We start from the raw sequence: 22048 nt of genomic DNA, 5'->3' as shown, positions 1-22048 counted from the left end.
GTCACGTGGATTACCATGATTTGTTTCAAAAAGAGTTAACCCTGATAAATTCAAGTTACGAGAGTCAGGCAGAACTTTTTGAATACACGAGCAAGATATTAGAGAAAGAGCAGTATGTAGAGCCAACTTTTAAAGAAGCGGTAACAAGCCGAGAAGTAGTTTTTCCTACTGGACTCGAGATGAATGGCATCAAAATCGCAATTCCTCATACAGATACAATTTATGTAAAACGGCCTTTTGTACTCGTAAATAAACTTTCTACACCGATTCCTTTTGTTCAAATGGGAACGACGGATAAGTGGATTGATGTCGAAGTAATTTTCATGTTAGGAATCAAAAATCCCCAAGATCAAGTTCCACTGCTTTCAAGTATCATGGAAAAATTTATGGAAGCAGACTTTGTGGAACAAATAAAAGAAATGAATGATAGCAATACTTTATGTGATTTCCTAAAAAAACAATTTGGAGAGTGATTACAATGAAAAAAGTTATCGTAGCGTGCGGATCAGGTGTAGCAACAAGTCAAACAGTCGCATCAAAAGTAGAACGTATTTTAAAAGAAAAGGGCGTTCGCGCGACAGTAGAAGCAGTAGACATTAAATCACTTGAACAACATATTAAAACAAGTGATGTATATGTGGCGATTACAAAAGCAAACAAAGAATTCGATATCCCAACATTAAATGGTATTGCTTTCTTAACTGGTATGGGCATGGACGAAGAAACAGAAAAATTACTGAACGCCTTAAAATAAAAACAAACAAGATAAAATAGGGAGCGTGAAAAAATGGAGTCATTACAATCAGTTATACAGTTTATTTTAAACCTTGGAGCTGCCGTTTTTGTTCCAGCACTGATGATTATTATTGGGCTAATCGTACGAATGAAAGTGAGAGACGCAGTAAGTGCGGGGATTATTTTAGGGGTAGCTTTCCTTGGAATGAACATCGTTATCGGCTTTATGATTGAGGCTTTAACACCTGCTGCACAAGGACTTGCAGAGAGAACAGGGATTAATTTAAGCATCTTAGACGGAGGATGGACATCAATGGCAACACTTGCTTGGGCGTGGCCATTTGCCTTTTTGATGTTCCCGCTACAGCTTGGGATTAACGCAATTATGCTTGTTATTAATAAAACAAAGACCTTAAACGTCGATTTATGGAATGTTTGGGGAAAAATTTTAACAGCGGTACTTATTATTGGCGTAACACAAAATGTTTACTTGGCATTTATCGTTGCCGGAATTCAAATTGTTACGGAACTAATTCTATGTGATGCCAACCAACGCCAAATTCAAGAACTAAACGGGATTCCTGGTGTAACAGTTTCCCATGGTATGATGATTTTCTGTATTTTCTTAATGCCAATTGACTGGTTACTAAAGAAAATTCCAGCACTTCGTAAAGATATGGATGCCAATGCATTAAAAGATAAAATTGGGATTTTTGCCGAAAACCACGTGATGGGCTTTATTATCGGTGGACTTCTAGGGATTGCAGCTGGCTATGATGTAGCGAAAACACTAATGTTAGCCATGCAAGCAGCAGCGGCATTAACACTATTCCCGATGGTTGCGAAACTATTTATGCAAGCTTTATCCCCACTATCTGATGGGATTTCTGAATTCATGAAACGTAAATTTAAAAATCGTGAATTGTTCATTGGGCTAGATTGGCCGATTTTAGCAGGATGTAGTGAAGTATGGGTAGCTATCGTTCTTATGGTTCCAGTTACACTTATCTTCGCGCTAATTTTACCAGGAAATGGCGTATTACCGTTTGCCGGAATATTAAATATTTCCTTGTGTGCACCAGCGCTTATCGTAACAGGTGGGAACTTGATTCGAATGATTATCCTAGGAACAATTACAACACCAATTTTCTTATATGTATCTACTTTCTTCGCAGGATCGATTACGGACTTAGCACATTCAACAGGTGCGATTTCGCTTAAAGCTGGACAACAAATTACTTGGAGTACGCTTGAGTATCCAGTGTTCCGTTATGTATTTGCAGAAGCAGCACAGTTCACTATTTTAGGATTTATTTTTGTCGCAATTTGGGTAGTATTACTAGTATTCTACGTGAAAATGATGAAAAAACGAACTATTGAACTAGAAAAAGCTAGCTCTTAAGAAATAGGAGTGATGAGATGATTTACACGATAACATTAAATCCAGCTATTGACCGGTTGCTTTTCATTAATGGAGAGTTGGAAAAAAGGAAGACTAATCGAGTCAAAAAAACGGAATTTGATTGCGGGGGAAAGGGGCTTCATGTTTCGGGAGTGCTATCGAAATTTGGTATTAAAAATGAAGCACTTGGAATTGCGGGATCAGACAATCTCGACAAACTATATGCCATTCTAAAAGAAAAACATATTAACCATGATTTCCTTGTAGAAGCTGGAACTTCGACAAGAGAATGCTTCGTCGTCTTAAGTGATGACACGAATGGCAGCACCATGATACCAGAAGCTGGTTTTACCGTAAGTCAGACCAACAAAGTGAACCTTTTAAAACAAATCGCTAAAAAAGTTAAAAAAGAGGACATGGTGGTGATTGCTGGATCCCCGCCTCCTCATTATACATTATCTGATTTTAAAGAACTACTAAGAACTGTCAAAGCAACAGGCGCGTTTCTTGGATGCGATAATTCCGGTGCTTATTTAAACGTAGCAGTCGAAATGGGTGTCGATTTTATTAAGCCAAATGAAGATGAAGTCATTGCCATTTTAGATGAAAAGACGATTTCACTGGAAGAAAATGTCCGCAAGTTAGCCGAAAAAATCCCTTATCTAGTCGTTTCGCTTGGATCAAAAGGATCAATGTGCGCACATAATGGCAAATTGTATCAAGTTATTCCGCCAAAAGTGCAGGAACGCAATGATACAGGGGCTGGCGATGTGTTTGTCGGGGCATTTATCGCAGGACTTGCAATGAATATGCCAATCACCGAAACGTTAAAAGTTGCGACAGGTTGCTCAGCCAGCAAAGTAATGCAACAAGACAGTTCAAGCTTTGATTTAGAAGCTGCTGGAAAATTAAAGAATCAAGTAAGTATTATACAATTGGAGGAGAGATAGTATGTTATACCAAAAAGAACGTGAAGATTTAGCCAAAATAGTGAAGACGATGTTTGACCGCTTTGAAACAAATGCTGCTGGAGGAAATGTAAGTGTGCGCATGAATAGCGAACATATTATTATGACACCAACACTTATGAGTCAAGCAAAACTTTGCGATCTTTCCCCATATGAAATCCTTGTAGTGGATAACAATAATGAAGTCGTAGAAGGAGACGGAAGAGTTACAAGAGAAATCAACTTACACCGCGCTTGCTACGTAGAAAATCCAAAAATCGGCTGCGTTCTTCATGCCCATCCAAAAGAATCGATGTTATTCGCAACGCTTGGTATGGAACTGCCGAATTTAACAGAAGCAACCCAAAAAATCGGTCAAATTCCAACCCTTGCTTTTGCACCAGCGACTAGTCCGGAACTTGCTGAAATCGTTCGTAAGCATGTTATCGAGCTAGGTGAAAAAGCAGTTCCAAGTGCAAGTCTATTAAATAAACATGGAATTGTTGTGTTAGACACTTCGCTCCATAAAGCGTACGATATGCTAGAACGTATCGAATACAATGCCTATATTGCAGAAAAAGCTTTAGTATTCGATGCTTTAGGTATTAAAAAATTAGCTCATGATCGCGACCTAAACTACAATTTGGAGGAGTAACCAATGGAAAAATTCCTTTTTAATGCAACGTTATTTGCCAGTGCTTTATTACTAATGGTCGGTATTTTTAGAAGTTCTATTCCAATTACCGCCATCTCACTCGTGTTAGCAGTCGTTTCGCAACATTTCTTTCGGAAAAAATATCCTAAACAAACTCGTAGTTATCGTGAAATAATCGCGGCAAAGCAGAAAAAAGGATGAAAAAAGGGCTGGGAATCTAAAACTAGATTTCCAGCCCTTTTTATTATAGTTGTGAACGTTGTGATTTTTTCGGTCGAACGAATAAGCCTAGTTTTTCTTGTTCCCTTGTTAATGAGATGAATAAGGAAATAATCATTAAAATAATCACGATTGAAAATGGAAAGGCCGCGATAATCGAAGCATTTTGAAGTGCTGTCAATCCGCCCGCGTAAAGTAGTACGCTCGCAATTCCTGCTTGTAAAAGTCCCCAAGTCACTTTGACGGAGTTCGGTGGGTTTAAAGAACCGCCCGTCGTTTGCATACCGAGAACAAATGTGGCAGAATCTGCCGAAGTTATAAAGAAGACAGCAATTAAAATCATCGCGACAATCGATAATACCATTCCAGCTGGAAACTCGTTAAATACCCCAAAGAGAACTTGTTCTGTCGCTAAACTCGAAAGTGCGGAGTTTGTACGTTGCTCCACAAAAATCGCTGAGCCGCCAAATACGGCAAACCAGAAGACACTGACTAGAGCTGGAAGAACGATAACCCCGAGTAAAAATTGTCTGATCGTTCTGCCACGTGAAATTCGCGCAATGAAAATCCCGACAAACGGCGACCAGGAAAGCCACCATGCCCAGTAAAAAATAGTCCATGAGTCAATCCATTTTCGAGCATCCGGCGCATCAGGTGCGGTTTGGAAGCTCATTTGGATAATATTTTGTAAGTAATCCCCAAACGAGTTGGTAAAGTTATTCATGATGAAAAGGGTAGGGCCAAGAATAAGCGTTAGAATGAGCAACACTCCGGCAACATAAATATTTACATTACTCAACAGCTGAATCCCTTTATCAAGTCCAGACATGGCTGATAACATGAATAAAATAGTTACAATGACAATAATCGTAAACTGAATTGTAAAATTGTTTGGAACACCAAATAAGTAAGTAAGCCCACCATTAATTTGCTGTGCGCCAAGGCCGAGCGTTGTTGCAACCCCGATAACTGTCGCGAAAACAGCGATAATATCAATTAATTGACCAATCGGGCCTTTTGCATGCCGCCCTAGAAGTGGATATAGTGTGGCGCTTATTAAACCAGGGGCATTTTTTCTGAATTTAAAGTAGGCAAGTGCTAGGGCGACAATCGCATAAATCGACCAAGCGGAAATTCCCCAATGAAAGAAAGAATAACGAAGCGCGTCTTTCATAGCAGCTTGTGTACCAACTTCACCGCCGGGAGCTTGAACAGCATAATGCGATAAAGGTTCAGCAGCACCCCAGAAAACGAGGCCAATTCCCATTCCGGCGCTAAATAACATGGCAAACCAAGATTTATTGCTATATCCCGGTTCTTCGCCAGGCTTTCCGAGCCGAATTGTACCAATCGGGCTTAAAACTAAAAATAAGCAGAAGATAATAATAATCGCGACAACGATTAAATAGTACCAACCGAAATTACTCGTTAGAAATTTTTGGATATTTGTTGTAAGTGTCTCAAATTGCTCTGGCAAAAAAGCGCCAAATAAAACAGCTAAGAGAACTAAAAAACCTGCTCCCCAAAAGACATTCGTTAATTTTTTCATTACATCACTTCCCTTTATATTCTATGTATGTATTTCCCCATGTTAGCACAAAGGTAACATCTATTTAATAGTAACAAAAAAAGTAGTGCTTTGACAAATCGAGTCAGACTTTCCAAAAAAGGGGAGAAATGCAAAAAAACTGGAACACCCGTGAGTATTCCAGCCAGTTTTATAATGTTTTTTTCGCGTTTTCGAGTGCCACTTTGATTTGATCAAAGCCAGTTCCACCGTAGGAATTTCTCTTTTGGACGGCAGTTTTAGACGAAAGCACATCATAGATATCTTCCTCAATAAGTGGATTTATTTCTTGATAGTGGTTAAGCGCCACATCTTGCAAATAAATCCCATTTTGCGTACATTCCAGCACCAATTTCCCAACGATTTCATGCGCTTCTCTAAAAGGAACGCCCTTTTTCGCCAAGTAATCGGCTAGTTCAGTCGCATTGGAAAAATCTTTTTGGGTAGATTCTTCCATTATATCCGTGCGAACCTTCATCGTTTCAATCATCCCTGCAAATATATCTAAGCTAGTCTGAACCGTTTCAAGCGTATCAAACATGCCTTCTTTATCTTCTTGTAAGTCTTTGTTATAAGCGAGCGGCAGTCCTTTTAAAACCGTCAACATACCAAAAAGGTTCCCGTAAACCCGGCCAGTTTTCCCGCGAATTAACTCGGCCATATCTGGATTTTTCTTTTGCGGCATAATCGAACTTCCTGTCGAAAACGCATCCGTCAACTCCACAAATTGAAATTCATGACTCGTCCAAAGTATCAGCTCCTCACAAAAACGCGATAAATGCATCATCAAAAGGGAACTATTACTAAGAAACTCAATAATAAAATCACGATCACTCACACCGTCCAAGCTATTTTCATAAACCGCAGAAAAGCCAAGCAATTCGGCGCTATAAGCCCGGTCAATTGGAAAAGTCGTTCCAGCAAGCGCCGCAGAACCAAGTGGCGAAATATCAATCCGTTTGACACTCTCTTCTAAACGCTCTAAATCCCGCGAAAACATTCCGAAGTAAGCTAGTAAATGATGAGCAAAAGATATGGGTTGGGCGTGTTGCAAATGTGTGTAACCAGGCATAATCGTTTCAACATGCAGCTCTGCTTTTTGAATGAGCGCCACGCGTAAATGTTTTAATGATTGGATAATTTCCGCTACGGCTTGTTTTAAATATAAATGCATATCAGTCGCGACCTGGTCATTTCGACTCCGCGCCGTATGAAGTTTCCCAGCGACAGGTCCGATTTCCTCGTGTAACAGTTTCTCGATATTCAAATGGATGTCTTCATTCACCGTGCTAAATTCCAGCTCACCAAGCGCTAATTTTTCTTGGAGGATTTTCAACCCGGCCGTAATTTCTGCAGCCTCTCTATCCGGAATGATCCCGCATTTGGCAAGCATCGCGACATGTGCCAAACTTCCCGCTAAGTCTTCCTTTGCCATTTTTTGGTCAAAAGAAATCGAAGCGCCAAACTCATCTATCCATGCCTCACTTTTCCCTTGAAAACGGCCACCCCATAATTTTTCCATTTTTTACACCTCAGTCGTTATCGTAACTTTTGAATTGACTTCTGCGCTCACTTTCGTTGGTAGTCCCCAAAGCTTGATGAAACCAACCGCTGCATCTTGATCAAATGTATCGGAAGAAGTATAGGTCGCTAAGTTTTCATCGTAAAGCGAATTTGGAGATTTTCTTCCTTCAACGATAGCATGCCCTTTAAATAATTTGACGCGAATCGTGCCGTTGACGAATTTTTGGGTTGATTTTAAGAATGCTACTAATGCTTCTGTCAAAGGCGAGAACCATAAGCCATTGTAAATTGTTTCGCTGATTTTTTGTTCGATAATTGGTTTGAAGTGTGCCACTTCGCGAACAAATGTTAAATCTTCTAATTCTTTATGTGCAGTTATTAAAGTGACTGCAGCGGGGCACTCGTAGACTTCACGTGATTTAATACCGACTAACCGATTTTCGATATGGTCAATTCTGCCGACGCCGTGTTTGCCGGCGATTTCGTTTAAAGTAAGGATTAAATTAGCTAGACTCATATTTTCGCCATTAAGGGAAATCGGAATACCAGCATCGAAGGTAATTTCGACAATATCGGCTGTGTCTGGCGCGTCCTCTAAACTAACTGTTAAGTCGTAGGCAGCTTCTGGCGGCGTTGTCCACGGATTTTCAAGTACACCACATTCGTTGCTTCTGCCCCAAAGGTTTTGGTCAATCGAGAAGGGGTTATCTAAATCAATTGGAACGGGGATGTTATGTTCTTTGGCGTAATTGATTTCTTCTTCTCTTGACCATTTCCAATCACGGACAGGGGAAACGACTTTTAAATCAGGTGCAAGTGCATGAATCGCTACTTCAAATCGAACTTGGTCATTTCCTTTACCAGTACAACCATGAGCAATAGCAGAGGCGCCTTCTTGACGAGCCACTTCTACTAATTTTTTCGCGATTAACGGACGGCTTAACGCGGAAATGAGCGGATACTTTCCTTCATAATAAGCATGGGCTTGAAGGGCGATTAACGCAAAGTCCTCCGCAAATTCTTCTTTTGCATCAATTGTATAGGACTCGCTTGCTCCAACTGTAATGGCTTTTTCTTTAATAAAATCCAAATTTTTCCCTTCACCAACATCTAAACAACATGCGATAACTTCATAACCTGATTCTACTAACCACTGAATTGCAACCGAAGTATCTAACCCACCTGAGTAAGCTAAAACGATTTTTTCTTTCGCCATTGTAAACATCCCCTATTCATAAATATACAAACATTTGTATTTATATTAACATCGATGCTTTTGGATATCAACCTTTTTATTTTTATTTATTCATAATTATGCTTAAAAATACATTTTGAAATAAAAATAATCATTTCAAATAGTAATAAATTGGTTCCTGTTCATAAAACTGCTATACTTGTTATTGAAGTTATATTGAAGGAGTTGAGCGAATGTGAAAAATACAATAAAATGGATTGCCATTGGTTTTGCTGGGATCATTCTACTTCCATTATTAATCGTTTTCTTTATTTACAAAAAAGCGGTTGGGAAAAAAGAATATAATCCTGAGGTACTTGAGAATTTAGATGAAGCTTCACAAGAATTTGTGAAAAATACTTCACCATTATCCGACGTAGATTCGCGATATAAATATATGAGACTAGCGACAAAAGCATTGCCATCTGCAAAAGATATCGAAATTGGCGATGTTGAAAATAAAAAAATTGATGGCCCGGCTGGCAAAATTCCAATTCGGATTTATACGCCAGAAGAAGACGGACCTTTCGAAATTATCGTTTATTATCATGGTGGCGGATTTGTTTTAGGCGGACTGCAAACACATGATGCGATTGCTAGAAAACTTGTACAAACAACCGGTGCTCGTGTAGTCACTGTTGACTACCGACTTGCTCCAGAAAATCCTTTCCCAGCGGCAGTGGAAGATGCTTACGCGGCGCTACTTTGGGTACAAAATCATCGTACTAGTTTACGAGCTAAATCCTCAGACATTATCGTTGCGGGAGATAGCGTAGGCGGAAACTTAGCGACCGTTGTTACACAAATCGCTAAAGCCAAAGGAAAACCAAACATCACCGCTCAAATTTTACTTTATCCAGCAACGGATATTTTCAGTCGTGATGCATCGGTTCTTTATCCGTCAATGGATGAATTTGCAGAAGGCTACGTACTTACAAAAGAATCATTAGACAAATTCTTTAAATTATACATTGCAAATGCAAGTGATCGTAAATATGATCCACTTGTAGCACCAATTCGTAGCAAAGACTTAGTTGGCCTACCGAAAACATTCCTTGCGACTGCTGAATTTGATCCACTAAGAGATCAAGGGGAAGCATACGCGAAGAAATTAAAAGATGCCGGCGTAGAAGTATTTGCGAAACGCTTTGAAAAAGTCCCTCATGGCTTTATGACAACGAATTCTACAGCTACTGATGAGACGTATGAACTGATTAGCGAGTTTTTAGAAGAAAAATAAAACCTGGAATCCACTCTTTTACTAGAGTGGATTTTTTTATTGACAAAGAATTTTTTTCATGAGAGAATGACTTACGAACGGTCGTCAGTTTTTACGAGAGGAGTGAAGAGATGAGAAAAGAAGAAATCAAACAAGCCGCATTGACACTTTTCGCCCATAATGGTTTTGAGGGAACGTCACTTGCTGACATTGCAGGAGTAGTGGGGCTAAAGAAGCAATCCATCTATTCTCATTTTAAAGATAAAGATGATTTGTTTTTATCGATTATGAAGGACGCGAAATCGACAGAAATAGATTACTATCGGGCGAAACTTCGTGATAGTGACTTATCAAGACCAGATCTTGTTTTGTCTAGTTTACTTTTTGGTGTGAAAGAATTATACGATACGGATGAGGCCTACCAATTCTGGTTAAGATATGGCTTCTATCCGCCGAAGCATTTATATGATATTGTCCAAGCGGATATTACCGAAAATGTCGGGCAAATGGAACAAGATTTTACGGCTTTATTTAACGATTGGATAGAGCAAAAGTTAATTCCAATGCAAGATGTAGAAACGATGAAAGAAGCATACATGGGGATTCTCGATGCCGTCATTGTTGACATTGTGTACGTGAATGACCCAGAAAGAACGGAAAAGAAAATCACGGCTTTATGGCAAATTTTCTGGAGAGGAATTACGCTAAAAGCCTTGAATTAGAGGTGTAACATGGCAAAAAATATTGAAATTTTAGAAACAGATTCAGTAAAAAAGATTTATTTTAGATATTTAGTCCCTTCTTTAGTGGGGATGTTATTAATGTCTTTGAACATCGTGATTGATGGGATTTTTGTTGGGCATAAGCTCGGCGGGGTGGCACTTGCTGGAATAAATATTGCCGTACCAGTATTTACTATTTTTACGGCGATTTCGATCTGGATTGGTATTGGTGCTGCAACCCAGTTTTCCTTTGCGATTGGGGAAAAGAATGTCGCGAAAGCACAAACGATTTTCACCAATGCGATTTTAGCAGTTGTTTCGCTTACGATTATTATTGGAATTATCGCGTTTATTTTTAAAGAACCATTAGCTTATTTTTTAGGTGCGAATGACGATACGATTGGTTATGTACTGGAATATATGAATATACTACTTATTTTCGGATTTGCACTGACGCTGGAAAATATTTTAAGTATTTTTGTACGTAATGATGGCGATCCTAATTTATCGATGATTGCGCTTATTGTGACGGCGATTAGTAATGTTATTTTGAACTATTTATTTTTATTTGTGTTCGAATGGGGTGTAACCGGTTCTGCTTTAGCAACAATGCTGGCGATTATTATCGGTGTATTCATCCTAATTACCCATTTCTTCAAAAAATCGAGCCGCTTGAAATTTGTAAAAGTGGACTGGAATAAAGCTTTTTTCAAAAAGACATTGTCGATTGGTTTGCCGAGCTTTTTAGCAGAAGTTGGCGTATCGGTTTTCACGCTCGGTTATAATATTTCGATTGCGGCGATTGCTGGAACTGCTGGGGTCGCGGCGTTCTCCGTGTTGAATTATACGCATAGTGTGATTTTGATGCTGTTCCTTGGTATGGGCTCGGCGATTCAGCCGCTTATTAGTTATTACCGGGGCGCAAAAGCAAGACAAAAAGAGCTGGAAACGTTGAAAATCGCGATTATCGTTGCGTTTAGTACTGGAGTTGGCTTTTTACTCGTTGGTTTCTTTGGCTCCAATTTACTCGTTTCGATGTTCGGGAACTTTAGCCCGGAAATTAGAGAGTTAGCAAGTAACGGCATCAAGTTATTCTATACGGCTTATCTGTTCATGGGATTCAACTTTGTGATGATGACTTACTTCCAAACATCGGACAAAGTAAAAATGGCGACATGGATTACGATTTCGCGTGAGATTATTTTTATGGTAATTTTCTTATTAGTATTACCACCAATCATTGGTATTCCTGGTGTTTGGCTAGCAATTCCGATTTCAGAAATGATCGTAGCGGCATCCATCGTAGTTTATATGAAGAAAAAACATATTTTATTTAAATGAAAAAAGGCGAAGATATCATCTATCTTCGCCTTTTTAGATAAAACGAACCAAAAACATCTTCAAAAAAGCGGAAAAAGTAGCATGTTTCCTTTTTGCGAAATTATTTATTTTCGATGGTAAAATAAAAATCTACGTTTCCATTTTTACGTAGAACGAGTTTTAAAAGGGAATGTGTAGCGATTTTTTCGGATTCGATAAGGGAAAGAATCCAAAAGTCTTGTTGTTTATTAACGGAATTAGTCGCATGTGGGAGCAGACTAAAAAAGTAATAAGATGTCAGTATTAGGTGAAATAAGGAATACGTGGGAATATTTCTGCTTTCCCTATACTGATAAACAAGTCGAAATTCCAAAGAGTTAGTTATGACAGTTCAGTGAATTTTTTTAAAGATTAAATAGAGATAATTATTCGTTTTAGGTCAAAAGGCAATCGAGCCTTTATGGTCTAAAACGTTTTGTATGTAAGGGATAGCGTTTTGTAAAGTGCTATAATATGAAAAAATGCAGGATAGTAAAAATAGAAGATAGTTGAAAAAGACGGTTGTTTTCCGTTGGTAAATGGTTATAATTAAAAGGAAAATATGGAAAAATTGGCGGTGACATCATGAACTTAATCGGTTTGCGAATTAAAAATATTCGTAAAGAGAAGAAGCTAACTTTAAAAGAAGTAGCCCAAGGAATTATTTCAGTTCCTTATTTAGCAAATATCGAAAATGGCATAAAAGTTGCCTCGTTTGAAACGTTGATGCATATAGCAAGAAGACTAGAAATACCAGAAGAAGTATTATTAATGAGTGAGGAAGAAACGAACAAAGATCTGCTGAGGGAAATGGATGGAATTTTTGAACTATTGGTATTTTCGAATCCAGTAGAAATGGAAAAACGCTTAAATAAAATAGCTGAAACGGTGGATTTACTGCATGAATCACCAGCTATCGAGCTCAGTTTTTATTGTTTAAAAGTAGCGTTTTACTATAAAACTTGGGAATTTGCTAAAGCAGAGGAAGTAGAAGCCAAATATTTAAATAGCACAGAAAAACGTGCAACAGATTCTTTCCCGCGTCAGTTACTTTCCTACTATTACTATAGTCAGGCGGTAAAACATTCTCATGCAACATGCGATTATCCATTAGCAGTGGAATACTGGGAAAAATGCGTGGATATTACGGATAATAAAGATTTTCATGCTGTTTTTCACGTGTGTATCTGTATCAATTATATTTGCCAAAGCATCTATGAACCAGCACTTGGGCATATTCAGCAAGCGTGGGATTTAATAAAGGATGAAGAGCAAGAGCGGTTTGTGGCTATTCTTTATTTCTACGGCTATATTTATTTTCAAATTGGCTTTATGAAAGAGGCAAAAAACAGATTTGAACAAACACTGCATTACTTTTCGAAATATCCAGAAGCGAAAAAACTCTATTATTTTGTCGTTCAATTAAAAATGGCAGAAATTGAAAACATTGAAGGAAATGAAACGCTATTTGATGAGAAAATCACCAGTTTGTATGAAGAACTGATGGCCTATGAAACTACTAATACAAGCTTTAACAATAACGATTATCTTGTCATAACGGAATTGATGGTCATTTTTGCGGAAAAAGGATCTGTCGAAAAAGCAACTTCATTAATGGGAATCATGAACAGAGTAATGGAGCGAGTGCAAGAGCTGAATTACTTCATGGAATACACCGAAACATTGCTTTTATATCACCAAAACGAGCAAGTGAGTTACGAAACGAAAATGATAAAACTACTGAAAAAAATTGATGCGTCCAATGATCCCGTACTGATTGACCGGGTGAAAAAACACGCAAGCACGCATTTCGCGAAATCAACGAAGTATAAGATGGCTTATGATATTTTGTCGTGAGAATGAAAAAGACAGTCCTGGTTATAATTAACCAAGACTGTCTTTTATAATGCGGCCGAGAGGACTTGAACCTCCACGGGTTTTACCCCACTAGGCCCTCAACCTAGCGCGTCTGCCGATTCCGCCACGACCGCGTATGTGTAGCAAAATTAATTATAATATTGAAGCCTTTATTTTGTCAACAAATTCTGCATGAATAATTGGGAAAAAGTAAGCGTATTCTTGTATAATGAAGGATAGCGGGTTTACAGGAGGGAGAGCTGATTATGGATGTGACACAATTAAAAATGTTGCATAATGCGAAAGTGATTTCGGAAATAAAAAAAGGTTTTTCTATCGATAGGAAATATCAAATGGATGAAAAATACCTTGTTCGCGTTTTTCCAAAAGATTTACTTCAAGAACGGAAGCAAGAATTTGAAATAATCCGCGCGTTAAGTTCTCAAATTCCGCTTGTCCCAAAGGCGTATGATTTCGGCTCTATCGGTGAAGAGGGCTACATGATTATTGATTATTTGCGCGGAGAAGATGCGGAAAGTGGTATGAATCATTTGTCGAATTTGGAACAGTTTAAAGCTGGTTTTTCGGCAGGAGAACTTTTACGGAAAATCCATGAACTACCTTTAGATATACCAGTAATGAATTGGTTTGATTTTCAGTCAACCAAATTCAAACGAAAAGCACAGGAACTAAAAAAATTAGAAATCTCAGCTCCATTTCTGATAGAAACCGAAAAGTTTGTTCATGATAATCTAGCTAGATTAAAAAATAGACCAATTTGTTTACAACATGGCGATTTTCATCCGGCAAATATTATTTTGGATAATAAAAAATTTGCGGGGCTTATTGATTTTAATCGGCTAGAGTTCGGTGACCCTTTATTTGATTTAGCTAAAATTGGCTTTTTTACAACAGAGGTCAGTATTCCTTTTGCACAAGCCAACATTTTAGGCTATATTGAAAAGGAACAACTTGCCGATTTTTGGGAACTTTATGCGCTTTATTCGGCGATGCATCTTCTTGCGGCTATTAGTTGGGCGGCGGGAGACGAGTCACGTAATTTAGATAAGTTAATGAATTATGCAGCAAAGACGGCAGCTAGTCATGATAATTTTCAGAGGCTGATGCCATACTGGATGAACGAGGAGGAATTCAAATGACTGAGAAGAAAATTGATTTTAAAAAAGAAGAAAAGAAATTTTATGCGCCAAAACGGAAACCTGAGCGTATTTTTGTGCCAGAGATGAATTTTTTGATGGTGGATGGAAAAGGGGATCCAGACGGCGAGGAATATCAAAAAGCGGTGCAGTCTCTTTACGCAATTGCTTATACGATTAAAATGAGTAAAATGGGCGAGACGCGTCTGACGGGTTATACGGATTTTGTTGTGCCACCGCTGGAAGGTTTTTGGTGGTCAGAGGGCATGTTTGACTTGCAGGACCGGGATGCTTGGCTTTGGACGTCGATTCTTAGACAACCCGACTTTGTTACGGAAGAAGTGTTGGCATGGGCGAAAGAGATTGCTAAGAAGAAAAAGCCTGATGTCGATACGAGCCGTGTGAAATTGGTTCGTTTTGAAGAAGGGGAATGTGTGCAAATGATGCATATTGGGCCGTTTAGTGAAGAAGTGAAGACAGTGGCGGAAATGCATCAATTTATGGAAGAGGAAGGGCTTCAAAATGATACAGGAGCTGTTCGGAAGCATCATGAAATTTATTTGAGTGATCCGCGGAAAGCTGATCCTGAAAAAATGAAGACAATTCTGCGACTTCCGGTGAGTTGAATAATAGGAATGTTTTGCGTTATAGTATAGAAGAAATAGGACAAGGCGACTGCCCGGAATGTAAATATTTCAGGGTGGTTTTTTTGTGAAGTGGGGTTTTTGAGGATGTATTTTTTATATGTGGGAATTTTTGGTGCCCTAGGTGGAATGTGCCGTTATGCAATGAATTTATGGCTTGGTGGCGGGAGTTTTCCATATGCGACTGTAGCTGTTAATTTGATTGGTTGTTTTTTGCTAGCTTTTCTCATGCAGTTTTTGGCGGAGAAATCGCGTATTTCACTAGTAATCTTAAATGGGATTGGAACGGGATTTATTGGTGCTTTTACAACGTTTTCTGCTTTTAGTGTGGACACAATTCAACTGTTGCAAAATGGTGATGTGATTTTGGCGATTAGCTATGTTTTGGTTAGTTTAATTGGCGGGCTTGTGATGGTTAAGCTTGGCAGGCTATTTAGTGATAGGTTGTTGAAACGAGGTGCGCGCCATGTTCATTAATTTTTTATTGGTTGGTTTTGGTGCGGGACTAGGCGCGATGCTACGATATGGGATTTCGGTTTTTGTTAAAAGTAAATGGAAGACGAACTTTCCATACGCGACATTTTTCATCAACGTCACTGGTTCATTTTTGTTAGGTTTTCTGGTATCTTCTGCGCTTGGGCCTGACTGGCAGCTGTTTCTTGGCACTGGCTTTATGGGCGGATATACGACATTTTCAACATTCAAAGTGGAGAGTATGGAATTAAAATGGAAAACAAATTATCGCGCATTATTTTCGTATTTAGGCTGTACGTATGTGTTTGGCTTGGCGGCGGCTTTTGTCGGAATAATGCTGGGTGTATAAGAATTGTTTAAGAAACGAAGAAAACGATTGCCTGTATTTCCGCTAAATGCTATGCTAGAAAGAACGAAAAGCTTCGGAGAGGACGAGAGAGCGCGATGACAGGTTTTAGAAAAATAATGTTGCCGGTTTTACTAGTAGTACTATTTTTGGCGGGCTGTAATAAGGAAGAGGTTCCTGCTTTAGTCCTTGATGGATCAGTAACTGACACTAGTTTATTGGAGAATAATAAGCAGTTAACAGTCAATGGAACGTTAACATGGAATGGTGAAAAAAATAATTATGCCAGTGAAGTTATCGTCACCGTAAGTAGCAATACTTCCGTGACTAACGCAACAACTGGCAAAACGATGAAACTAACAGATATTAAAGATGATGACACAATCAAAGCCGTATTCCCACAAGGAACAGATATTACTTCACCAGCTCCTGGAAAAGTGTCTGAAAATGCTACTTCTATAAAAGTAACTCCAAAATAAAACGTGCCTTTTTCAAAAGGGACGTTTTTTTGATGTGATTTGTGACAGACTTATGAACACTTCGGAAAATGGCTTGTTTTCAGTACTTTATATGTGTTAATTTTAATGTATCAACTAAGTAGGAGGAGAATAATGAAAAAAGGGATTTTACTTTCAATTCTGTTAGTTTTAGCATTAGTAATTAGTGCATGTGGGGAAAGCGCAGAAGAAAAAGCAGCAAAAACACCACAAGGGAAATTTATTCAAACATTAAAAAATGGGAAAAATGCTCCGGATAAGTCTACATATACTACTACGATGGGTGTAACAGATATCCAAATACCAAGTGACGACTCTAGCTCGCAAATGATTGGTATCCTAAAAGATATTAAACTATCTGTAACGACTTCAACGGATAAAAAAGCTAACAAGACAGAAACAAAAGCCAATATAAAATCTACAAATAATATGTTACCATTTTCCATGGATTTAAATGTTTTATCGGATTTAGAGTCAGGAAATTCATATATTCCACTTAAATCTATCGTTAAACCTGACGCGTCATTACTTAGCTTTTTAGATCAAGCGACAGGTGGCATGTGGTCAAAAATTGACACAGAAATGCCCGGTTTGAAAGATAAGTATATTAGTACAGAAGAATTAACGAGTTTATTAACAGATGGCACTGAAGTGAAGATTGATGAAAAAGCGTATGAAGGTGCTAGAAAAAATATCAATGAAAAAATAACAAAACTATCAGAAGACTATTTCCAAGGTTTGGAAAAAGATCGTTTTAAAGAAGCAGAAGATGGTACAATCACGGTTTCACTTAAAAAAGAAGATGTTGTAAAATTACTAACAGAACTTCGTGAATTAATGAATGAAGAAGCAGTAAAAGCGGATTTCAAAGTAATGACAGAAAGCCAAGGTTCAGATCAAGTAAAAGACTTTGACACACAGTATAGCGAGCTACTAACAGGCCTTAAAACAGCTGCTGATAAGTTACTAGATGATAAAAAACTAATGATTAATTTCGATATTGCTGTAAAACCAGGAAAAGATAATACATTAGATACATTAACTATTAGTGGAAAAGTAGAAGATACATTAAACAATACGAATCCAGAGTCTATCAGTTTTAAACTAGAAACAAAAGCAGAAAAATTTGTTCCAATTTCTGATTTCCCAACAAAAGAACAAATTCTTTCTAAAGAAGAGTTAACTTTAATCATAAGCGATTTTGCAAGACAAATATATATAAACAGTGGAGTTTACTAATTCACTGGAAAGACGCAGCGGCTTAGGTCGTTGCGTTTTTTTGATTTTTATTTTGGCGCAGCTTTGTGGTATGATATGTAGAGAAAATGATGGACGGGTGAGCTAATGGAATTCGAATTAATAATGACGAGTGAAGCAGAGACAAGACTTCGCGCAAAACAACTTGGTGAACAACTGGCAGCTGGAGACGTGATTTTACTTGAAGGTGATCTCGGCGCTGGAAAAACTACTTTTACAAAAGGACTTGGTGAAGGTCTTTTGATTCCGCAAATGATTAAAAGTCCGACATTCACTATTATTCGCGAATATAAGAAGGGGCGTTTGCCGCTTTATCATATGGATGTGTACCGCTTGGAAGATACTTCGGCTGATGAACTTGGCTTGGAGGAGTATTTCTACGGAGCGGGTGTTAGTGTGGTTGAATGGGCGCAGTTTGTTCGCGAAGATTTGCCAGAAGAATACTTGGAAATCAAGCTTTTTCATATAGATGAGAATACGCGCAAAATGGTTGTGAAGCCAGTTGGGGAAAGGTACGAGCAACTTGCGATGGAGGTTTTTGGGAAATGATACTTGGGATGGATACGTCTTCAGATACGATGACGATAGCGCTTTTTAATGATGGGCTAGTTATCGGCGAATATACAACGAATTTGAAAAAAAATCATAGTGTACGCTTACTTCCGGCGATTGCGGCTTTAATGGAAGAATGCGGCGTAAAACCTGCTGATTTAGAAAAAATTGCTGTGGCAAAAGGGCCGGGTTCTTATACAGGACTACGAATTGGCGTGACTGTCGCGAAAACAATGGCCTGGGATGCGGGAATTCCAATTGTAGGGATTTCTTCTTTGGCACTTTTAGCAGAAAATGGCTTGTACTTTCCTGGAAAAGTGGTTGCATTAATGGATGCGCGCCGTGGCAATGTCTACGCGGGGGTTTATCAAGCAATCCAAGGTAAAATGGAGAATGTCGCTGCGGACGGTCATATTGCGCTTACCGAATTAGTAGAGCAATTTACTCAAAGTGACGATACAATTTTATTCGTGGGAACGTTGACGGAACAAATTCAGCTAGCAGTGACCGAAATTCTTGGTAAACGGGCGATTTTTGCTCTGGCGGATTATACGTATTCGCGGGCTAGTTCGCTTGTAAAATTAGCGGCGAACTTGGACGGCGAACCAGCGGACAATTTCGTCCCAGACTATTTAAAATTGGCAGAAGCGGAAAGCAAATGGTTGGAATCGAGGGGTTCCGAGTGAGTTTGGAAGAAGCCTTAATATTTCGAGAAGCAACGGTTGCTGACTTAAAAAGTATTATGAATGTGGAAAATGCTGCATTCACGGTACCTTGGACAGAAGCGGCTTTTCGGAATGAATTTATTATTAATCAATACGCCTATTATTTACTTGCGGTTTATGAGGAGCAGGTAGTAGGCTATGCGGGCGTTTGGCTTGTTTTAGATGAAGGGCACATTACGAATATTGCGATTCATCCAGATTATCAAGGCAATCATTACGGCGAGGCACTTTTGCGGGAAATGATTCGAGTTGCAAAAGAGCGTGGAGTTGTTCGGATGACGCTCGAAGTTCGCGTATCCAATGATGTAGCACAAGGACTTTACAAAAAATTAGGATTTCAAGATGGCGCCATTCGGAAAAACTATTATCCGGATACGAAAGAAGATGCGCTAGTGATGTGGGTGGACTTATGAAAAAAAATACATTAATTCTTGGGATAGAATCTAGCTGTGACGAAACAGCTGCTTCTGTTGTGAAAAATGGTAATGAAATTATATCGAGTGTGGTGGCTTCGCAAATTGAAAGTCATAAACGATTTGGCGGGGTCGTCCCAGAAATTGCATCAAGACATCACGTAGAGCAAATTACGCTTGTGATTGAAGAAGCCTTAAAACAGGCGAATGTGACGATGGATGATTTGGACGGGGTCGCTGTGACAGAAGGGCCAGGTCTAGTTGGCGCACTGCTTATCGGCGTGAACGCAGCCAAAACGCTAGCTTTTATGCACAATTTACCTTTAGTTGGCGTGCATCATATCGCTGGCCACATTTATGCAAATCGTTTTGAAACAGAATTTAAATTCCCATTATTGTCGTTAGTTGTCAGCGGCGGGCATACCGAACTTGTTTTAATGAAAGCAGATAATGAATTTGAGATTATCGGTGAAACAAGGGACGATGCGGCTGGTGAAGCTTATGATAAAGTGGCGCGCACACTTGGCCTTGCATATCCTGGCGGCGTGCAAATTGATAAACTTGCCAAAGATGGCGAAGATACTTTTCATTTTCCGCGTGCGATGATGGATGATGGCTCATTTGATTTTAGTTTTAGCGGCTTGAAGTCTTCCTTTATCAATACACTCCACAATTTAAGACAGCGCGGCGAGGAGCCGAATCCAAATGATATGGCGGCGAGTTTCCAAGCAAGTGTCGTGGATGTTTTAGTAAGCAAAACGATTCGGGCAGCTAAAGAGTACGATGTCAAACAACTGCTTCTTGCGGGAGGCGTTGCAGCGAATCAAGGTTTAAGAGAACGACTTATTCAAGAAGTAAAACTAGAACTTCCAGACACAGAACTGATTATTCCACCGTTATCGTTATGTGGTGATAATGCAGCGATGATTGCAGCTGCTGGGACAGTGAGTTTCTTGCAAGGAAAACGTAGTAATTTTGATATGAATGCAAATCCAGGATTATTGCTGGAAGATATATGAAAAAGCGCGCGGGATTTTTCGTTCCGCACGCTTCGGACTGCAGTGAAAGTGAACAATTACTTTCGCTGCAGTTTATTTTTATTAGATTTATTCAAGGTTAATTTTCCGATTATGCCTCTAAAATACAACTTTCGCACCAACTCTTTTTCTAAAGATACTGGCATGTTATAATTGTGAAGCAAGCAAGTTTATGGTGGTGCACCAGCCTTTTTCATCCGGAAAGTAGGTGGTGCTTATGTTGTTTTTAGGCGTTACCTGGAAAGGATAAACGTGTGACTGTTTTCGAGAGTCTTACGCTGATGATTGCTTTTGCAGTCTTAATCGTAACGATCATGAACAGCAAAAATGACAAAAAATAAAAACCACTCATAAGCCTGACAGCTAGTGGTTTTTAAATAAATCATATAAAAGGCTGTCACCATCTTAAATGGTGTTCGCGAGGGAGTCATGTTGACGCATGGCTCTCTTTTCATTTATATGGTAACACATTTAGTTATTATTTGCCAAGTTTTTCCTCTGTATAACTGATAGCATATAGTTCTTAGAAAATCGCTAGTTTTCACATCGTTTTATTTAAAAATTGGCGTACTTTTTCTTCGTATGTTTTTGGATCTACCGTGAATGCTTGGCCGTGTTCGGCGCCTTTGACAATCCATTTTTCTTTATAGCTATTCGTAGCGTCATAAAGTTCGTCCACCATATAAGTAGGAACGAAAGCATCTGAATCACCATGAATGTAGAAAATCGGTAAGTCTGTTTTAGCGACTGCATCAACGGCACTTGCTTCGCTGAAAAAGAAACCTTCTTTCACTTTGTTTATTAGACTAGCTGTTGGGATAATTGGGAAATTCGGCAAATGGAACATGGCTTTTAATTGATAGGAAAGTTCAGCATCCATCGAAGTATAGCCGCAATCCGCGATAACACTTTTTACTTGTTTTGGTAGTTTTTCGCCGCTTGTCATAAGGACGGTGGAGCTGCCCATGGAAACGCCGTGGAGTGCGATTTCTGTGTTGGTTCCATTTTTATCGATTACTTGATCAATCCATTGTACATAATCTTTGCGTTCGGGCCAGCCGAAACCAATATTTTCACCTTCACTTTCGCCGTGTGCTCTGGCATCAGGCATTAAAACATTGTAACCAAATTTTTCGTGATACATCCGTGCTAGGCCAGCCATCTCAACTTTACCACTTTTGCCACGATAACCGTGGGCTAAAATGATTGTCGTATTAGATGGTTTATCGGCTGCTAAATAATTAGCAACAAGTTTCAAATCGTCGGCTGAGGTTTCAGTCCATTGCGTGAGATTTTGCTTTTCCATCCAAGCGACATTTGCCTCGCGATTTTTCTTCGCCAGTTTGGCCGTTTCCGTTGTTTCGTCTGTTGTTGCTGTATCGTCCATGCTGGAATTGTCACGCGCTAAAGCATAACTATATAAGTAAAAACTCGCACAAATGGTAATAATGACAAGTAAGCTAACGATAATTGAACCAGAAATAATTAAAATCTTTTTCATTATTT

Annotated in this window: 25 protein-coding genes and 1 tRNA gene; 21 read left to right on the top strand and 5 right to left on the bottom strand. The window is 38.9% G+C overall.

Annotated elements, in window-relative coordinates; genetic code table 11:
* Positions 1-5 precede the first annotated feature (5 nt).
* The 6 genes from HCJ55_RS01550 to HCJ55_RS01525 are packed head-to-tail and all read left to right on the top strand — an operon-like array spanning position 6 to position 3940.
* Positions 6-473, top strand: a complete 468-nt coding sequence (locus HCJ55_RS01550) for a PTS sugar transporter subunit IIA (RefSeq protein ID WP_185504038.1) — start codon at positions 6-8, stop codon at positions 471-473.
* A 5-nt stretch (positions 474-478) separates the two neighbouring features.
* Positions 479-754, top strand: coding sequence for a PTS sugar transporter subunit IIB (locus HCJ55_RS01545; RefSeq protein ID WP_003722354.1), 276 nt, complete (start codon positions 479-481; stop codon positions 752-754).
* A 33-nt stretch (positions 755-787) separates the two neighbouring features.
* The gene (locus HCJ55_RS01540) at positions 788-2137 is read left to right on the top strand and encodes a PTS galactitol transporter subunit IIC (RefSeq protein WP_008948406.1); all 1350 of its coding nucleotides are present in this window, start codon (positions 788-790) and stop codon (positions 2135-2137) included.
* Positions 2138-2154: 17 nt separating this feature from the next.
* The gene (locus HCJ55_RS01535; RefSeq protein ID WP_185501937.1) at positions 2155-3087 is read left to right on the top strand and encodes a 1-phosphofructokinase; all 933 of its coding nucleotides are present in this window, start codon (positions 2155-2157) and stop codon (positions 3085-3087) included.
* Position 3088: 1 nt separating this feature from the next.
* Positions 3089-3739, top strand: coding sequence for a class II aldolase/adducin family protein (locus tag HCJ55_RS01530; RefSeq protein WP_008948404.1), 651 nt, complete (start codon positions 3089-3091; stop codon positions 3737-3739).
* A 3-nt stretch (positions 3740-3742) separates the two neighbouring features.
* Positions 3743-3940: a hypothetical protein gene (locus HCJ55_RS01525; RefSeq protein ID WP_008948403.1), complete on the top strand. Its 198-nt coding sequence runs from the start codon at positions 3743-3745 to the stop codon at positions 3938-3940.
* Positions 3941-3983: 43 nt separating this feature from the next.
* Here the strand turns inward: HCJ55_RS01525 and betL are convergent, their stop codons facing one another.
* The 3 genes from betL to HCJ55_RS01510 all read right to left on the bottom strand — a co-directional run bounded on the left by betL (position 3984) and on the right by HCJ55_RS01510 (position 8265).
* Positions 3984-5507, bottom strand: coding sequence for a BCCT family glycine betaine transporter BetL (gene betL / locus HCJ55_RS01520; RefSeq protein WP_185504035.1), 1524 nt, complete (start codon positions 5505-5507; stop codon positions 3984-3986).
* Between the two features lie 169 nt (positions 5508-5676).
* On the bottom strand, positions 5677-7047 hold the full coding sequence (gene argH, locus HCJ55_RS01515) for an argininosuccinate lyase (protein ID WP_185516746.1): 1371 nt from the start codon (positions 7045-7047) through the stop codon (positions 5677-5679).
* A 3-nt stretch (positions 7048-7050) separates the two neighbouring features.
* Positions 7051-8265 carry an argininosuccinate synthase gene (locus tag HCJ55_RS01510; RefSeq protein WP_008948399.1) on the bottom strand — a complete coding sequence of 405 codons (1215 nt, stop codon included), beginning with the start codon at positions 8263-8265 and terminating at the stop codon, positions 7051-7053.
* Positions 8266-8479: 214 nt separating this feature from the next.
* On the opposite strand from HCJ55_RS01510, the gene HCJ55_RS01505 reads away from it, so the two are divergent.
* The 4 genes from HCJ55_RS01505 to HCJ55_RS01490 all read left to right on the top strand — a co-directional run bounded on the left by HCJ55_RS01505 (position 8480) and on the right by HCJ55_RS01490 (position 13440).
* On the top strand, positions 8480-9523 hold the full coding sequence (locus tag HCJ55_RS01505) for an alpha/beta hydrolase (RefSeq protein ID WP_008948398.1): 1044 nt from the start codon (positions 8480-8482) through the stop codon (positions 9521-9523).
* A 110-nt stretch (positions 9524-9633) separates the two neighbouring features.
* Positions 9634-10224 (top strand): efflux pump transcriptional regulator FepR, encoded by a 591-nt coding sequence (gene fepR, locus HCJ55_RS01500; protein WP_008948397.1) that lies wholly within the window; start codon positions 9634-9636, stop codon positions 10222-10224.
* A 9-nt stretch (positions 10225-10233) separates the two neighbouring features.
* Positions 10234-11565 carry a multidrug efflux MATE transporter FepA gene (fepA, locus tag HCJ55_RS01495; protein WP_185501943.1) on the top strand — a complete coding sequence of 444 codons (1332 nt, stop codon included), beginning with the start codon at positions 10234-10236 and terminating at the stop codon, positions 11563-11565.
* A 603-nt stretch (positions 11566-12168) separates the two neighbouring features.
* Positions 12169-13440 (top strand): helix-turn-helix domain-containing protein, encoded by a 1272-nt coding sequence (locus tag HCJ55_RS01490; protein WP_185516744.1) that lies wholly within the window; start codon positions 12169-12171, stop codon positions 13438-13440.
* Positions 13441-13490: 50 nt separating this feature from the next.
* Here HCJ55_RS01490 and HCJ55_RS01485 read toward each other — a convergent pair.
* Positions 13491-13574 (bottom strand) — tRNA-Leu (locus tag HCJ55_RS01485).
* Between the two features lie 132 nt (positions 13575-13706).
* Between HCJ55_RS01485 and HCJ55_RS01480 the strand changes: the two genes are divergently transcribed.
* From HCJ55_RS01480 to HCJ55_RS14005, 11 genes are all read left to right on the top strand, one after another.
* Entirely contained in the window at positions 13707-14600 is an 894-nt protein-coding gene (locus HCJ55_RS01480) for an aminoglycoside phosphotransferase family protein (protein WP_185516742.1), read from the top strand.
* Positions 14597-15223 carry a GyrI-like domain-containing protein gene (locus HCJ55_RS01475; protein ID WP_185516740.1) on the top strand — a complete coding sequence of 209 codons (627 nt, stop codon included), beginning with the start codon at positions 14597-14599 and terminating at the stop codon, positions 15221-15223. Before HCJ55_RS01480 ends, HCJ55_RS01475 begins: the two co-directional genes overlap by 4 nt.
* Positions 15224-15328: 105 nt before the next feature.
* Positions 15329-15718, top strand: a complete 390-nt coding sequence (gene crcB, locus HCJ55_RS01470; protein ID WP_185506062.1) for a fluoride efflux transporter CrcB — start codon at positions 15329-15331, stop codon at positions 15716-15718.
* Positions 15708-16064 carry a fluoride efflux transporter CrcB gene (gene crcB / locus HCJ55_RS01465; RefSeq protein ID WP_185501948.1) on the top strand — a complete coding sequence of 119 codons (357 nt, stop codon included), beginning with the start codon at positions 15708-15710 and terminating at the stop codon, positions 16062-16064. Before crcB (HCJ55_RS01470) ends, crcB (HCJ55_RS01465) begins: the two co-directional genes overlap by 11 nt.
* A 95-nt stretch (positions 16065-16159) precedes the next feature.
* Positions 16160-16540: a hypothetical protein gene (locus tag HCJ55_RS01460; protein WP_008948390.1), complete on the top strand. Its 381-nt coding sequence runs from the start codon at positions 16160-16162 to the stop codon at positions 16538-16540.
* 132 nt (positions 16541-16672) lie between these two features.
* Complete coding sequence (locus tag HCJ55_RS01455) at positions 16673-17797, top strand: Lmo2079 family surface lipoprotein (protein ID WP_185516738.1); 1125 nt, start codon at positions 16673-16675, stop codon at positions 17795-17797.
* Positions 17798-17902: 105 nt separating this feature from the next.
* On the top strand, positions 17903-18364 hold the full coding sequence (gene tsaE, locus HCJ55_RS01450; protein ID WP_069891901.1) for a tRNA (adenosine(37)-N6)-threonylcarbamoyltransferase complex ATPase subunit type 1 TsaE: 462 nt from the start codon (positions 17903-17905) through the stop codon (positions 18362-18364).
* A complete protein-coding gene (tsaB, locus tag HCJ55_RS01445) occupies positions 18361-19053 on the top strand; it encodes a tRNA (adenosine(37)-N6)-threonylcarbamoyltransferase complex dimerization subunit type 1 TsaB (RefSeq protein ID WP_185516736.1) in 693 nt (230 codons plus the stop codon). Before tsaE ends, tsaB begins: the two co-directional genes overlap by 4 nt.
* The gene (rimI, locus tag HCJ55_RS01440) at positions 19050-19505 is read left to right on the top strand and encodes a ribosomal protein S18-alanine N-acetyltransferase (RefSeq protein WP_185501951.1); all 456 of its coding nucleotides are present in this window, start codon (positions 19050-19052) and stop codon (positions 19503-19505) included. The genes tsaB and rimI overlap by 4 nt, the downstream gene beginning before the upstream one ends.
* Entirely contained in the window at positions 19502-20524 is a 1023-nt protein-coding gene (gene tsaD / locus HCJ55_RS01435) for a tRNA (adenosine(37)-N6)-threonylcarbamoyltransferase complex transferase subunit TsaD (RefSeq protein WP_069891898.1), read from the top strand. Before rimI ends, tsaD begins: the two co-directional genes overlap by 4 nt.
* Positions 20525-20823: 299 nt before the next feature.
* Positions 20824-20883, top strand: coding sequence for a hypothetical protein (locus HCJ55_RS14005; RefSeq protein WP_232048003.1), 60 nt, complete (start codon positions 20824-20826; stop codon positions 20881-20883).
* 200 nt (positions 20884-21083) lie between these two features.
* Here the strand turns inward: HCJ55_RS14005 and HCJ55_RS01430 are convergent, their stop codons facing one another.
* Complete coding sequence (locus HCJ55_RS01430; protein ID WP_185516734.1) at positions 21084-22043, bottom strand: alpha/beta hydrolase; 960 nt, start codon at positions 22041-22043, stop codon at positions 21084-21086.
* Between the last annotated feature and the right edge of the window lie 5 nt (positions 22044-22048).

This window comes from Listeria marthii, from assembly GCF_014227425.1.
Taxonomy (GTDB): Bacteria; Bacillota; Bacilli; order Lactobacillales; family Listeriaceae; genus Listeria; species Listeria marthii.
This window is presented reverse-complemented; position numbering and strand designations above follow the sequence as displayed.